Here is a 15,540-nt window from a genome sequence, read left to right as displayed (position 1 = left end):
TCTAATTTATTTACTTCCTAAATTTTAATATAGATTTTTTTCTTGTTTAACCACCAACCTATTGACCAACAAAGCAGCATAAAAACAATGGCCGTTACAAACGCTCCAAAACTCCCAGGAAAGAGTCTCTGGAAAATCTTCTCACTCACCCATTCAAAAACATCTAAGCCTGAACTTGTCGGTATCATTCTTAAAGTGATGTAAAACAATTCTGAAAACAAATAAATAAACATCGGATTCTTTCCAAAAATATTAAAGAACTCTGTTCCTTTTCTTGTGTTTTTTAACTCTATAAAATAAATCAATATCGCCATTACAGATAAATCTATCCCTACCGTATGTAACACAAAGGGACTCGTCCATAACTTTTTACTCATCGGGAAAACCAAATCCCACCAAAGTGCCAACGCCGATAATAAAAATCCTGCTATCAATAATTTTGAAATCCCTTCAAAACTCTTCCCTTTTTGTTGAATAAACTTTCCTGCCAAATATCCTCCTATTACATTCACCACAGAAGGTAACGTACTTAAGATCCCTTCTGGATCAAACGGAATGCTATCTCTTTTGTAAATATGCCCTTCTCCTAAAATCGTTAAGTCTAAGCGGGTTATCGCATTGGTAGCCATCTCTAATTCTGATCCTGTGGTTCCAAACAAATACAATATCTCCCAATAACAGATTAAAATCATGGCTGAGAGTAGTAATACTGTTTTTTCTTTTAAATAATAAAAAAGTAAAGAGGTTATAAAATAACAAATGGCAATACGTTGTAAAACACCCATTACACGTGTCTCGGAAATAGGTTTTAATTCCCATCCATCAGCTCCTTGTCTAAAAAACGGGAACCAATACATTAAATATCCTAACAAAAAGATAATCACCGTACGTTTGAATACTTTTTTCCAAAATACTACTGAGGGAGCATCTTTTAATTTGGTCATCGAAAAACTCATCGCATTTCCCATCGCAAATAAAAACGATGGAAAAACCAAATCGGCCAACGTAAATCCAAACCAATGAGCATGTACCAAATATGGATATAACTTTGCTCCTGTTCCTGGGGTGTTTACCACAATCATCAAACAAATCGTCAACCCTCTAAATACATCTAAAGACAAAAACCGATTTGTTTTTTTTAATATCGCTTCTTTCATATGCTAGTAATTGTAGTCAATAGGACTCATCTTTTCTGTTACAGGAATAATGAGATCTCTATACTTGGTGTGTAATTCTTGTACTATTTCACTAGCACTTCCTGTGGCTTCAATCGGAAAGTCTTTTCTAGACGTTACCCAATTCCATTCCCATTGTTTGATTTCTTCATCAAACGCTTCTTGATCAAAGTGTTTCCAGTCTTGTTTAACTGCGGCAAAGAATTGTTCCCATCTTGGTTTGTAAAAGTCATTAAACAAGCCACTCCATTGGCGGTTGCTATACTCATGTAGTCTATTGTCTGCTCCTCCCCAAAGCGTAATCAAATCTCTTGCATTTTGTTCATACAAGGCTTTTTCGGATTCTGTCTCTCCCCATGCTCTGGCATCGGCTATCCATGGTCCTAGTAAAAAGTCTTTTCTAGTGGCTAGTAGTTTGTCCATGTCTTCTATCAAAGTAATGAACTCTGTACTATACTTGTCAAAGGCTTCTTTGTTATTTTCTTGATAAGCAACTGTAATTTGTTGTTGTAAGGGCAATGCATAATTAGCCAATACTTGACGGGTAACATCTACCAAATCATATTCAAATCCATCTGAATGTTGATGATTTGGAATGGCTGACACAAACAAGTCCCAAGCAGGTAATAAATCTGCTGGAGCATAATTCAACTTGGTTCGTGCCCATCTTCTATATCCTTCAAATGTAGGTCGGGCTACAATGATACTTTCTGCTCCATCACGAATGGTTTCTCCGTTATAAGCTGTCTGAACTAAAACATCCCATGCTTTGATCAATTGTTTATTTTCTTTACCGTATCTGTTTGTGGTATATTGTTCTAACCAATCTTTTAAATCAATAGGAGTATCTCGCCAGGTATTGTCGGTCATCAATTCATATAAAACAGGATTTTGTTCTATAGATTCCATAGTAAGTCCAATTCCTTTTAACTTTCCTGAATTTGGATCTTTTAAAGCCTTGGCTGGTTCATCGGCAACAGTTTCTATTCTTCCAAACATGCTAATATTTCCTCCAAAACTGTGTAACATGTTCCAAATCCATTGTTTTCCATAAAACGCTTCTGTCCTTTTCCAAATAGGTTCTATTTCACTCGCCAAGTCTAAAATGATCATTTTATCATCTGGTACTGGAGCTAACAATCCTTTGATTTGTGGGGCTTTCCAAAATTCTCTATGGCTATAAAACAACCATCCTTGCATCACCCAAACAGCTTCAGCATCGGCTGATTTCATTCCCTCATAAACTTTACTACTTAAATTGCTTAAATAAGTAGGATCGTCTGAAGGTGGCGTGTTTTCATTAAACGTATCGGCTGAATACAAATGATCGGTTCCATAAATACGTTCTTGGGTTTCTAAAAACTTCTTCCCAATTTCTGCAAACAATGGATCATTCGCATCTAAAATATAGGTGTCTTCAAAATCATTCCCCCAGTTGGTTCGTTTCAACTTCGCGTCTGGAAAAAACTTTTTAAAAGAGGCTGGTACATGACCAGTAAAAGCTGGTAAAACCGTTTTCATTCCCAACTCTCGTTCACGTTGTAAAATCTTCTTTTGTAATTCTCTATGGCTGTCTTTCCAATGCTGAGTCAAAGGACCTCCCCAACCGTCTAGATTCCCCATCCATAACCATGAAAAATATGCAGGTCCACTATAAAAACCACTCAAGTCTTCATCTGTAAATCCATAAGATTTATAAACTTCATCCCAGATAGATTCTTCTCCGGTAATCGCCAAAGGCATGTTGATTCCATGTAAAGCCATCCAATCAATCTCTTTTTCCCAACGTTCCCAATCCCACCAACTCATCGTGTAATTAAACGTACAGTAATTTAAATAATAACGATACTCATATGGGGTCTTTTTATGAATAAGGGTAGGTACTTTTGGTAAGTTTTCTGGTAAATTTAAATTCGTTCCATTCCACGTAATTTGGCAATGTGCATATTCTTTTAAATAATAATATAAGGCTGAGGCAATAGAAACACCATTGTTTCCGCGCAACAATATTTTATCTCCCTTAGAAACAATCTCAAACCAATCGTTCTCTAACAGACTATCAATCTCTACCTCAAAATTCTCTGAATAATTAGGTAGAACTCTAGATATCAATAATTCAGATGGACTTAATTCTTTTATTTCTTTTTCCTTATTTCCGCAGGAAAGAATCAAGAAGGAAACAAGTAGTAAATATGTAATTTTTTTAAAAATTCTATTCATTTTTCTCTTTTAAATATTCATCTAACATTCAAGGTGACATAATGAAATATTAGACTTGTGGCTTTTTAATTGTTTTTAATGTTACGAGAATGAAAAAAAGAACACAATATTCTTTACCATACACACCTCTAAAAAAAACATGTTGTTCTATTTAAGAAATACAAGCAGGCAATTACTTACCTGCCTGTATCTAACAAAACTTAAACTAAATAAAACTCAAATAAAATATCTTTATGCTAAATTGGGTTCTGTGTAATATTTCCTCCAGAATTGTCAATTTCAACTTGAGGAATTGGTCTTAATAGGTTTTTAGCATTTAATGCATTATTAAACTTAGCATGTGGATTATGCATCAGTGTTCTTTCTATCAATTTTCCTGTTCTTTTTAAGTCCATCCATCTATTTACTTCTCCAACCAGTTCTCTAGCTCTTTCATCTAAAATAAAATCAAGGGTAACTTCTGTTGGAAGTACTGGAGTAGTTAAACCAGCTCTGGCTCTTAATGTAGTTAATCTCGCTGCTGCTGTTGTTGGGTTTGATGCTCCTAAATAAGCTTCTGCTGCAATTAAATAAGCTTCTCCACTTCTCATCATCACCATATCTCTTTGTCCTGCTGACTCTTGATCTGTATATGCAAAAGGAGTTGATGGATCATCAAACTTTTTAAACATTGGATAGTGAACAGATGTAATCCCATCGTTTTCAAAATAGGTACCTGGATTGATAACCTTATAACGTGCTGCATCAATAGCGGTTTGAGACCAAGCTGTTTTAGGAAAATAAATAGCTGTATCACCTGCAACTACAGTTACATCTGTCCCTGCTATATTTTTAACATAATTTTTTTCAGCATAAATAGCTCTTCTATAGGTTGCTTCTGCTCTTTCGTCATCTTCGCCAAACAATGAATAAAAAAATGGAGTTGGAGCTGGTCCAATACCTTTATTACCTCTAGTCATTCCTGGATAATTAAAGTAATCAAACTTATATAACTGATGTCTTGAGTTCCCCCATCCTCTACTTACAGGATCACTACCAAATAAATAAGAAAAAACAACTTCTGAGTTTCGTTGATTATTGATATCAATCAAATCTGGAAAAGTAGCAACCAAATCATGGTTAGCAATCACAGTTTCTGCCAAAGCTGCCGCTTCAGTAAAGTCATTAACATCTGCAAATGATTTATAAGCTCTTGTTAATAAAACTTTAGACATAATATGTCTTACTGCGTCTTTAGAAACTCTTCCATAATCATCAGGAGTTTCATCTACTGCCAATAAAGCCTCATTAAGGTCTTTTAATATTTGAGTATAGACTTGTTCTTCTGTACTACGAGAATACTTAATCTCTGTATCGGCAGGAGTTACTTGATTTATAATTAAAGGGACTCCTCCAAAATTCTCTACTAAATTAAAGTAACTCAAAGCTCTAAAAAATTTTGCTTCTCCAATACCAGTATTTTTTGCAGACTCTTCTAAACCTTGAATATTAACGGCATTGTCTATAGCCAAATTTGCTGATGCTATTACTTTATATTGATTTCCCCAATATACTCTTACAACATTGTTTGTTGAGTTAAAGTTAACATAGTCATTAATTGGATCTGTTCCTGATAAAATAGCACCTCTTGTTACAATGTCTGTTCCTACATCTTCTAACGCATACATCATTTCTGGTTGGTAATATGTAGTGGTTTCTCTAGCTCTTTCATATACTGACCCTACCAATTGGTCAAAAATATCTGAACTTTTATTTGCAGACTCTAATGATACTGCTGTATAATTTTCTTCTTCAAGATAACTTTCACAACTTGAACTGATTGCCCCTGCTGCAAGAAGAATGGTAAATATTGTTTTATTAATATATTTCATCTTTCTAAATTTTAATTAATGATTAAAAGTTTAAGTTAAGTCCTGCCATATATGTGCGTGACATAAATGCTGCTCCCCATTGGTTTCTTCCTGCATTCTCAGGATCCCAACCATCATAATCTGTAAAAATGAAAGGGTTTTGAACCGTCGTATAGAATCTTAAACTTCCTATTTTAAATTTCTCTAATAATTTTGATGGAATAGAGTAACCTAAAGTCATGTATCCAACTTTTACAAAAGAAATATCTTTATACTTAATAGCTCCTTGATAAGTTCCTCCATTTCCTGGCTGATACCAATTGTTTGTTGGATTTGTTGGGGTCCAGTAATCTGTATCATACCCATTAAATGCTTGTGAAGGTTCATTATCATAGGCATACATACTGTTATGAAAATTACTCATCATCTTGTTTCCTTGACTAATATTAACAAAGAATGAAAAATCGAAATCTTTATAATCAAAAGTGTTGGTAATTCCTCCTGTCCATTTAGGAGTTACTTGACCGATTACTTTTCTATCTTCTGGCGTAATTTGACCATCGTTATTAATATCTTTTACTCTTACTTGACCTGGACGTTGACCATATGAAGCAGCTTCGGCAGCCTCATCAAGTTGCCAAATACCAACAAATTCATAATCATATATAGAACCTATAGATTCTCCTACTTTATGAATAAGGTTTGTTCCACTTACATTAAAATTAATTTCCTCAACATTATTATATAACTTATCTAAATTGTTTTTATTTGAGGCAAAATTTAAGTTGGTGGTCCATTTAAAATCACCTGTATTGATGTTGGTTGAGTTCAAACCAATTTCAATTCCTTTATTTGAGGACTCTCCAATATTTTTATAAGTATTGTCATACCCTGTCACTAATTGTAATGGTAGTTGAAAAATAATATCTGTGTTTTTTCTGTTATAAACATCAATTGATCCATTAATTCTATTGTTTAAGAATCCAAAATCAAAACCTAAATTTAATTCTGTTGTTCTTTCCCAAGTTAAATTTTCATTTGCCAAACCAGTAATATAGGCTGTTGACAAAGCTGAATCATTTATATAAGTAGCACTAGAACCTAACAAAGATTGAGAACCTAATGGTGATAATCCACCTCCTTGACCGTTATTTCCTGTTTGTCCGTAACTTAATCTAACTTTAGAAGTAGTTAAAACATTTTGTGATTGCATAAAATCCTCTTCATCCATTTTCCAAGCCAAGGCTATAGAAGGGAAAAACGCCCATTTGTTTTTATCTGATAAAACTGAAGCTCCATCATATCTACCTGTAACAGTTAATAAATATTTATCCATCAAACCATAATTAACCCTTGCAGTATAAGACTCTAACGTTTGTTTTGAGAATGAACTTGATACATTATTAATATTTAAACCAGCTCCTTGGTTGTAAAATAAATAATCATCTGTTGTAAAGTTTCTTACCTGAGCTGAATACATTTCTTTTTGCTCCATAAATCTTGAGAAAACCCCAGTAATATCTAAAGTATGAATCCCTTTTTCTAATTTATAATTAAAAATATTATCCCAAGAATATGAATAATAGTTAGAGTTGTCTACCTGAGCTCTTCTGTTAGCTGGATTAGCATTTACGGATTTAGAATACAATCCACGGTACTCTCCATACCTAGAGTATTTAATGTTTGGAGAAAATTTAGACGTAACAGTAAGCCCTTCAATAGGTGTAAGTTTTACAGCAAAATTTCCTATGTATTGCAAATACTTGGTTTCTTTGGTAATATTGTCTGATTCAAATAGGGGATTAGAAATCTGAGTTTCTTTAGCTATGGGAAAGAATTTTAATGATCCATCATCGTTGTATGCAGAACCTATAGGTTTTAATCGATAAGCGCTTCTTAAAGCCTCAAAACTACCCGCGTTTTGAGTAGCAACGGTTATATAACTATTGGTACTAACATTTAACCATTTAGTAAGATCACTACTAATAGTCCCTCTAATATTATATCTTTCAAAATCTTCTCCTTTAACATTACCTTCATCAGACGTATAAGCCAAACCTAATGCATAATTAGTTTGATCTGTTCCTCCTGTTAAATTAAGAGTATGATTGGTTTGAAAACCATTGTGAAGAATAAGATCTATCCAATCTGTATCAACTCCATCAGCTATATTTTGTAGCTCTTCAGAATCAAAGTAATCTGATAACACCACATCTTCACTTCTGTAATTAAGATCTCCATTTGTTTTAGAAAACTCATTTCCTACAGCTGCTTCTTTTACAAATTGTACGTATTGATTTGCATTAAACATTGGTGGCAAATGATAAGCTTGTTTAAACCCTACATAATTACTGTAGTTAATTTTAAGTTTCCCTGATTTCCCTTTTTTAGTTTCAATCAGAACAACACCACTACTACCTCTTGACCCATAAATTGCCGTAGCAGAGGCATCTTTAAGAACATCCATTCTTTCTATATCTGCTGGATTTAAAAAAGAAATGTCATCAACAAAAATTCCATCAACAATAAACAATGGGTTTTGACCAGGATTAAAACCATTGGAATCATTGGAGTTAATAGTACTAGCTCCACGAATACGAATATTAAATCCTCCTGAACCAGGCTTGTTGTCTGTACGTTGAATTACCACCCCTGGTGCTTGTCCTTGTAATGCTGAAACAGCATCTACTTTGTTTGTTTTTTCTAAAGCTTCAGAGTTCATTGAAGCAACAGCCCCAGTAACGTCTTTTCTTTTTACTTTACCGTACCCAACAACAACAACTTCATCTAACTGGGTATTTGTTTCTTCTAAAGTTGCATTTAATTTAGACTCTCCATTATAGGTAATCTCCTTTGTTTTGTAACCTATATAAGATATTTCTAAAATTTCTCCTTTGTTAACCATCAACTCATAATTACCATCAAAATCTGTAATGGTTCCTTTGGAGGTACCTTTGATAATAACATTGGCTCCAGGTATAGGCATGCTATATGCGTCTGTTATAACTCCCGTCACTTTTTCCTGTGACCATGAAGTTGTGGTTAAACATAGCACTAAGGCTAATAATAAAAGTTTAAGTTTCTCCATTTTTAATTTGTTTAGTTAATAATTAATTATGTTTTACTTCATAACAATTCGTTAAGGTTTTAATAACCAAAATTGTTATTCGCTTGTTGTAAAACTAATTCTGAAAACTTCCTTTTAAATGGACTGAGACTTCAAAAGCATGGAACCATAATCGTAAACAACTGTTTTTAAACAGTTTCTACAATATTTAGTTCACATCAAGTCTTTGTTTTTTTATTATATAAAAGATGATAGATTTCTCTATCTATTTGAATTTAAACTCCATGACTGAAGCCTTAATTTTTAGTAATTTTGAATCCACAAAAAAAGATGTAGCTTCTCAATATTTTAAACAAACATCTTTTAAATTGAATGGCTTCCAATTTTAAAATCAACTAACAATATAAAAGTTTTTTCTACCTCCTAGAAAAAAATTAACGGTTTAAAAGTTTAAAATTCAAGAGTATTAAAATAATTCCAACATCTAATAAAATTTTTATCCTGTAAGATATTTTTAAAAAGACAACAAAAAACCACAACATTAATGTTGTGGTTTTTTGTAAAATTTAACTTTAAATTCTCTTTAATATAATTTGTCCCAAACGTTAAAACCTCCTGATAAGTTTTTTACATTATTAAACCCTTTATCTTTTAACAATAAATAAGACAAATAACCTCTTATTCCCTTGGCACAATAAACAATGGTTGGTTTATTCTTATCTAAATTTAATAATTCTTGAGTCCTAATAGAGTCTAATTCAACATGAATTGCTTTTGGAATCATATAAGTTTTCTCTATTTCTTCTTTGTTTCTTACATCTACCACTTGATAATTATCTTCCAAATCATTTATTAGTAAATCATATAAATGATTAACACTAATTTCATCATAACCTCCTTTATAAGCATTTGAACTTACAAAACCAGTAACTACTATAGGATCTTTAGCCGGTGAGAAAGGTGGTGCATAAGCCAGATCTAAATTTGACAAATCTTGAATGCTTAATCCTGCATAAATAGCAGTACTCATTACATCAATTCGTTTATCAACACCATGTTCGCCAAAAGCTTCGCAGCCTAATATTTTACCTGTATGCGGAGCATAATACGTTTCTATAATAATATCTTTTTGATTTGGATAATAACTAGGAGTCGCTCCAGCAATAACAAGATTGGTTTTAAAATCTATGTCATTTTTTATCATAAACTCTGGATTTAATCCAGTTCTTCCTAAAGTATTTTCAAAAACTTGAATGATAGCTGTTTTATAACCTCCTTTAAACAGTTCTTTACCTCCTGCTGCATTAGCTCCTGCAGTTCTCCCTCCTTTGTTAGAATGGGTACCTAGAGGCAAATAATCATGCTCATTGGTTAAAGTGTTTTTAATACTAGCACAATCTCCCGCTGCATATATATCTGGCAAAGAAGTTTCCATTTTTTCGTTCACTTTTAACGCTCCATTTCTTACGTGCGTAGCTCCCTTGCTAGTTAACATTTCTGTGTTGGGTTTAATTCCTACACTCATAATTACAAAATCTGTTTTGATTTCTTTTAAAGGAGTAGGAATAGAAACTATTTTATTTTGTTCTACATTAAATTCTTTGACAAAAGTATTTGTAATGACTTCTACGCCATGAGCCTCTAAAGTATTTTGAGCAAACTTTCTAAATTTATTTTCCCACATGGGTAAAACTCCATCACCTCCTTCAATTAAGGTAACTTTTTTGCCTAATTCTACTAAGTTTTCAACAACCTCGACACCTATCAAACCTGCTCCCATTATAGTCACATGATTTGCTTTATCAAGTACTCCTTTTTGAGTGATTTTATCAAAATCTTCTAATGTTCTACAAGCAGACCAGTTGAAGGCTTTTTCAATATTTTTAATAGGAGGAATAACTGTTTTAGCTCCTACTGTATAAATTAGTTTATCATAAAAATATTCACCTTTGGTAGTGATGACTTTGTGTTCTAAAGGAAGAATATCTATAACTTTTTCTTCTAAATGTACATCAATATTAAACCTTTCTCTTAATAAATTTGCTTCTACAACAAGCAGTTTTTCTCTTGTTTTTATAACTCCTGACAAAGCATAAGGAATTCCACAAGTGGCGTAACTGATGTTTTTACATTTCTCGAATAATTTAATATCTGCATGCTCATTTTGTCTTCTCGCTTTGGCTGCTGCAGAAGGACCTGCTGACAAACCTCCTATTACTATAATTCTAAATCTCATATTACCTAATTTGATAAAATAAAGATATCTAGAGCCAACAAACCTATTGGTAACAAAGGTCACTTATAAAAAAATATGTTTATTTTTTGGTGTTACAAAAACACATTTCCATCATTTTAAAAAGTTCAGGATGCTTGCGTTTTAATAAATCTGGACGTTCAAAAAAATATTCAGCAGCCACAGCAAAAAACTCTTGTTGATTGGTTCCTCCATAACCTCTAATATCTGAAGTATCATTATTAATGCTTTCCATTTCTTGGTGAATTAATTTTAACCAAGGAATCACATAAGCATTAGTCAACAAAGCACTAGGAACTCCATCTACAATTCCATCCGATTTATCAATTAAATGAACAAATTCATGTATGGCCGTATTACTTTTGTCTGTATTATTTTTAAATCCATGATGCAAAGCTTTTCGAGATAAAATCATTTGATTTTCATACCTACCAGATCCTATCATCCCTGCTACTACACGATTGTCGCCTCGATACATTAAGTCTGAATTAAAGTTGTCTGGATATATGATTACCGAAGACAAATTACGGTATTGCCATGTATCAAAATAAAAAACAGGAATAATTGCACTTGCTGCTACCAATACAATATCTAGAGTTTCTAACTCAAAACCAACTGCATCTATATAAACCTCTTTTAAAAATGTTTTAACCTTTACTCTAAAAAGTTCTTTCTCTTTTTTTTCAAGTTTTTGATAAAACAAAACATTAGACTCTAATATTTCCTCTAAATCAACCGGAATTATTGCTTTCTTATTCGGTTTGTCTTTTTGGTAACTATAAATACCCATCACCAAAATTATAGTAACTATTATTGCAATCATCATTTTTTAAAAATAACTATTTATCACAAAAAAAGCCCTGCAAAATGCAGGGCTTTTAAAATATTATAAGGCTGGTAATTATGCAACAGTTTTAACCGTTTTGATAATACGAGCAGCAATTTTATATGGGTCTCCGTTTGAAGCAGGACGACGGTCTTCTAACCATCCTTTGTATCCTTTTTCTACAGCGATAATTGGAATACGGATAGATGCACCTCTATCTGAAACTCCCCAAGAGAATTGGTTGATAGACGCAGTTTCGTGCTTACCAGTTAAACGTTGTTCGTTAAACTCTCCATATACTTCAATGTGTTCTTTTACGAAAGGACGGAAAGCTTCACAAATTTCAGCATACTTTTCTTTAGAACCACAAGTTCTTAATACAGAGTTAGAGAAGTTAGCGTGCATTCCAGACCCGTTCCAGTCAGTATCTCCTAATGGCTTAGGGTGGTACTCAATGTACATTCCACGACCTTCAGTTAAACGGTCTAATAAATATCTTGCAATCCAAATTTCATCACCGGCTTTCTTAGCTCCTTTTGCAAATAATTGGAATTCCCATTGTCCAGAAGCAACCTCTTGGTTAATTCCTTCAAAGTTCAATCCAGCTTCAATACATAAATCAGCATGCTCTTCAACTAAATCACGACCATGAGTATTTCTACCTCCAACTGAACAGTAATACATACCCTGTGGCTTAGGGTATCCTCCTCTTGGGAATCCTAATGGTAAGTCAGTTTCAGTATCCATGATAAAGTATTCTTGCTCAAATCCAAACCAGAAATCATCATTATCATCATCAATCGTAGCTCGTCCGTTAGACTCGTGTGGAGTTCCATCAGCATTGTAAACTTCAGTCATTACTAACCATCCGTTGATTCTTGCAGGATCTGGATAAATAGCAACAGGTACTAATACACAGTCAGAAGAACCTCCTTCAGCTTGTTTAGTAGATGAACCATCAAAAGACCAATTTCCGATTTCTTCTAAAGTTCCTTGGAAGTTTTCATGCTCCTCAACTTTAGTTTTACTTCTTAAGTTTTGAGTTGGAAAGTAACCATCTAACCAGATATACTCTAATTTAATTTTAGCCATAATAAAATATTATATTTAATAAAAGTTTCTTTTTTTATCTTAACGAAAGCAAATATAAAATAATTATTCGAACGCACAATTGAAATACTACGTATTTTTACGTAGAATATTTATTTTTCCCTAATTCGTAAAAAATCATGTGTAAAATTAACAATATCAAAATATCACTATTGTGTTAAACCACAAATAAAGCTGATTTTTAGCAGTTTTAAACCTTATTGCTTTTTTTGACAGTAGATAAAAATCAAATAACTAAATTTGCACCACCATTAAAAACAACAAACTATCATATGAGTTCTGAAGTAAGTAAAAGATATAGCCAACGTGGAGTATCAGCTTCTAAAGAAGATGTACACAACGCAATTAAAAATGTAGATAAAGGATTATTCCCTAAGGCATTCTGTAAAATTGTTCCTGATTACTTAACAAACGATGAAGATTATTGTTTGATTATGCATGCTGATGGGGCGGGAACTAAATCTTCTTTGGCTTATATGTACTGGAAAGAAACAGGAGACACTTCTGTTTGGAAAGGAATTGCACAAGATGCTTTAATCATGAATATTGATGATTTGTTATGTGTAGGTGCCACAGATAATATTATGTTATCATCAACCATTGGAAGAAATAAAAATTTAATTCCTGGAGCAGTGATTTCTGAAATTATTAACGGTACCGAAGAATTGTTAGCCGAATTGGCAACTTTCGGAGTTAAAATTCATTCTACAGGTGGAGAAACTGCTGATGTGGGTGATTTGGTAAGAACCATTATTGTAGATTCTACTGTAACCGCTCGTATGAAACGTAGTGACGTTGTAAACAATGCCAACATAAAACCAGGGGATGTAATTGTAGGATTAGAATCTTTTGGTCAAGCTTCTTATGAAAAAGGATACAATGGTGGAATGGGATCTAACGGATTGACTTCTGCAAGACATGATGTTTTTCACAAATATTTAGCTGAAAAATATCCTGAAAGTTATGATGCTGCAGTACCTGAAGAATTAGTGTATTCTGGAAACACAAAATTGACAGATGCTGTAGAAAATTCTCCTATTGATGCTGGTAAATTGGTATTATCTCCAACAAGAACTTATGCTCCTATTATCAAAGCAATATTGGAAAAATATACACCTGAACAAATTCATGGAATGGTGCACTGTTCTGGAGGAGCACAAACTAAAATTTTACACTTTGTAGAAAACTTACACATTGTAAAAGACAACATGTTTGAGGTACCACCTTTATTTAAATTGATACAAGAAAATTCTGGTACAGATTGGAAAGAAATGTACCAAGTATTTAATATGGGACACAGAATGGAAGTTTATGTACCTGCTGAAATTGCTAGTGATATTATTGCTATTTCTAAAAGCTTTAATGTAAATGCAAAAATTATTGGTCGTGTAGAAAATCCTAAAACAGAAGGAACCAAATCTTTAGAAATTTCTAGTGAATTTGGAATCTTTAACTACTAATAAAACACCTTATAAATTTAAAAAGCTATCTATGTATTTAGATAGCTTTTTTTATATAAATCTAATTACACAATGAAAACAGAAGTAGAAAACTACATCAATAATACCCTTAGTAAAATTGCCATATTAGACGAACCGAATGTTGCTTTTGAGCAAGTTGAAATATTAGAGTATAGAACGCACTATGAAAACGATGCCATTTTTACACATCAAAATGGAGACAATTACGCTTTAGCCATCTTAAATGCCATTACCAAAGAAAGTTATTTTCAAGTATCTAGAGCCCTAAAAAAAACTAAAAATCTAAGCATTAGAAATATAGAAGACTTATTAGATGATCATTATTTAAAATGTTACATCGCTGGTGATTCTGAGGAATATGCTAAATGGAATAGCGGAGATTTAGGAACTGCTTTCTTACAAGTTGATGAAGAAAACAAAACCATTACACCACATTTTATCAATACAACCGCTCAAGATAGAACTCAAAATTAACGCTTTACAAAAGCTAAAACTTCCTTATCAAAAGCAGTTTTATTATTTAGAAAAACGGTTTCAATAGGAATGTATAAGAGTTTTTTGATATCCTTCTCTAAACGAACATAATCTTTTTCCGTGGTTAAAATTATTGATTCTTTTCCTTTTTGTTGAATTTTATTGATTTCATCAACAGTAAAATTATGATGATCTGGAAACTTTAAATGTTCAAACTGAATTTCCTGATTTTTTAAATAAGAAAGTAATGGTGATGGTTTTGCAATTCCTGTAACCAATACTATTTTCTGATTCTGTAATTCCTTTAGCTTAATTTCTTTATATCCTTTTAAAATTGGGGAATAGGCAATGCTACTAAAAAACACTTTTTGTGAAGGTGATGGATGTATTTTAGCTGTAATTTTTTCTTGATCTTCTTTAGATAAATCTGAAGGACACTTGGTTACCACAATCACATCAGCTCTGTTCTTACCCCACCACAACTCACGTAAATTACCCGTAGGCATCATAAAATCTTTATAATACAAATCAGAATAAGAAGTTAATAATATCTGGTATCCTGCTTTTATTCTTCTGTGCTGATAAGCATCATCTAACAAAATTAAATTTGTCTTAGGTTTTAATATCATTAATTGTTTTACACCAGCGACCCTATCACCATTGACGGCAACATCAATCTTAGAAAATTTTTGATGATATTGAAAAGGTTCATCTCCTAATGCTTCAACCGTCGTATTTTCATTAGCCAATACAAATCCTTCTGATTTCCTTTTATAGCCTCTACTCAACACCGCTACTTGTGAATCATCTTGTAACAAACGAACCAAATATTCTATTTGTGGCGTTTTTCCTGTTCCCCCAACACTTAAATTCCCAACCGTAATAATAGGAATATCAAAAGAAGTAGAGGTTAAAATTCTGCAATCATATAATAAGTTTCTTATAGACACAATAATTCCATACAAAATTGAAAATGGTAAAAGTAAAATTCTTAATATCGTAATGAAATTCATTTGTTTGCTATAAGTTAACTAGTGGTTTCAAAACTAAAACAATTCCATTCTAGAAACAACAAATAGAACA

The 15,540-nt window shown here is 32.6% G+C and carries 10 protein-coding genes; 2 read left to right on the top strand and 8 right to left on the bottom strand.

Translation table 11 applies throughout. From position 1 onward, the window contains the following. Positions 1 to 17: 17 nt before the first annotated feature. From QVZ41_RS12385 to QVZ41_RS12355, 7 genes are all read right to left on the bottom strand, one after another. On the bottom strand, positions 18 to 1,157 hold the full coding sequence (locus QVZ41_RS12385; protein WP_302884907.1) for an acyltransferase family protein: 1,140 nt from the start codon (positions 1,155 to 1,157) through the stop codon (positions 18 to 20). Positions 1,158 to 1,160: 3 nt separating this feature from the next. Further along, positions 1,161 to 3,395 carry an alpha-N-acetylglucosaminidase gene (locus tag QVZ41_RS12380; RefSeq protein ID WP_302884906.1) on the bottom strand — a complete coding sequence of 745 codons (2,235 nt, stop codon included), beginning with the start codon at positions 3,393 to 3,395 and terminating at the stop codon, positions 1,161 to 1,163. Between the two features lie 236 nt (positions 3,396 to 3,631). Beyond that, on the bottom strand, positions 3,632 to 5,266 hold the full coding sequence (locus tag QVZ41_RS12375; RefSeq protein WP_302884905.1) for a RagB/SusD family nutrient uptake outer membrane protein: 1,635 nt from the start codon (positions 5,264 to 5,266) through the stop codon (positions 3,632 to 3,634). A gap of 22 nt (positions 5,267 to 5,288) precedes the next feature. Next, entirely contained in the window at positions 5,289 to 8,333 is a 3,045-nt protein-coding gene (locus QVZ41_RS12370) for a SusC/RagA family TonB-linked outer membrane protein (RefSeq protein ID WP_302884904.1), read from the bottom strand. Positions 8,334 to 8,895: 562 nt separating this feature from the next. Next, a complete protein-coding gene (locus tag QVZ41_RS12365; protein WP_302884903.1) occupies positions 8,896 to 10,548 on the bottom strand; it encodes an FAD-dependent oxidoreductase in 1,653 nt (550 codons plus the stop codon). A 79-nt stretch (positions 10,549 to 10,627) separates the two neighbouring features. After that, a complete protein-coding gene (locus QVZ41_RS12360; RefSeq protein WP_338140805.1) occupies positions 10,628 to 11,389 on the bottom strand; it encodes a M90 family metallopeptidase in 762 nt (253 codons plus the stop codon). 78 nt (positions 11,390 to 11,467) lie between these two features. Next, the gene (locus tag QVZ41_RS12355; protein ID WP_302884901.1) at positions 11,468 to 12,484 is read right to left on the bottom strand and encodes a glutamine synthetase beta-grasp domain-containing protein; all 1,017 of its coding nucleotides are present in this window, start codon (positions 12,482 to 12,484) and stop codon (positions 11,468 to 11,470) included. Positions 12,485 to 12,774: 290 nt separating this feature from the next. Between QVZ41_RS12355 and QVZ41_RS12350 the strand changes: the two genes are divergently transcribed. Together QVZ41_RS12350 and QVZ41_RS12345 are read left to right on the top strand one after the other, a co-directional pair. Next, a complete protein-coding gene (locus tag QVZ41_RS12350; protein WP_302884900.1) occupies positions 12,775 to 13,962 on the top strand; it encodes an AIR synthase related protein in 1,188 nt (395 codons plus the stop codon). Between the two features lie 72 nt (positions 13,963 to 14,034). After that, the gene (locus tag QVZ41_RS12345; protein ID WP_302884899.1) at positions 14,035 to 14,457 is read left to right on the top strand and encodes a hypothetical protein; all 423 of its coding nucleotides are present in this window, start codon (positions 14,035 to 14,037) and stop codon (positions 14,455 to 14,457) included. Here QVZ41_RS12345 and lpxK read toward each other — a convergent pair. Further along, positions 14,454 to 15,470 carry a tetraacyldisaccharide 4'-kinase gene (gene lpxK, locus QVZ41_RS12340; RefSeq protein ID WP_338140804.1) on the bottom strand — a complete coding sequence of 339 codons (1,017 nt, stop codon included), beginning with the start codon at positions 15,468 to 15,470 and terminating at the stop codon, positions 14,454 to 14,456. The genes QVZ41_RS12345 and lpxK overlap by 4 nt on opposite strands. Positions 15,471 to 15,540 lie beyond the last annotated feature (70 nt).

The sequence above is a fragment of the Wenyingzhuangia gilva genome (assembly GCF_030519655.1).
GTDB classification, from domain to species: domain Bacteria; phylum Bacteroidota; class Bacteroidia; order Flavobacteriales; family Flavobacteriaceae; genus Wenyingzhuangia; species Wenyingzhuangia gilva.
Note: the sequence above shows the minus strand (reverse complement) of the source record. Positions and strands in the feature narration are given on the sequence as shown.

Excerpts from the sequence above, each read along its gene's own strand:
- QVZ41_RS12385 (WP_302884907.1), bottom strand. The coding sequence starts at position 1,157 with ATGAAAGAAGCGATATTAAAAAAAACAAATCGGTTTTTGTCTTTAGAT.
- QVZ41_RS12380 (WP_302884906.1), bottom strand. The coding sequence starts at position 3,395 with ATGAATAGAATTTTTAAAAAAATTACATATTTACTACTTGTTTCCTTC.
- QVZ41_RS12375 (WP_302884905.1), bottom strand. The coding sequence starts at position 5,266 with ATGAAATATATTAATAAAACAATATTTACCATTCTTCTTGCAGCAGGG.
- QVZ41_RS12370 (WP_302884904.1), bottom strand. The coding sequence starts at position 8,333 with ATGGAGAAACTTAAACTTTTATTATTAGCCTTAGTGCTATGTTTAACC.
- QVZ41_RS12365 (WP_302884903.1), bottom strand. The coding sequence starts at position 10,548 with ATGAGATTTAGAATTATAGTAATAGGAGGTTTGTCAGCAGGTCCTTCT.
- QVZ41_RS12360 (WP_338140805.1), bottom strand. The coding sequence starts at position 11,389 with ATGATTGCAATAATAGTTACTATAATTTTGGTGATGGGTATTTATAGT.
- QVZ41_RS12355 (WP_302884901.1), bottom strand. The coding sequence starts at position 12,484 with ATGGCTAAAATTAAATTAGAGTATATCTGGTTAGATGGTTACTTTCCA.
- QVZ41_RS12350 (WP_302884900.1), top strand. The coding sequence starts at position 12,775 with ATGAGTTCTGAAGTAAGTAAAAGATATAGCCAACGTGGAGTATCAGCT.
- QVZ41_RS12345 (WP_302884899.1), top strand. The coding sequence starts at position 14,035 with ATGAAAACAGAAGTAGAAAACTACATCAATAATACCCTTAGTAAAATT.
- lpxK (WP_338140804.1), bottom strand. The coding sequence starts at position 15,470 with ATGAATTTCATTACGATATTAAGAATTTTACTTTTACCATTTTCAATT.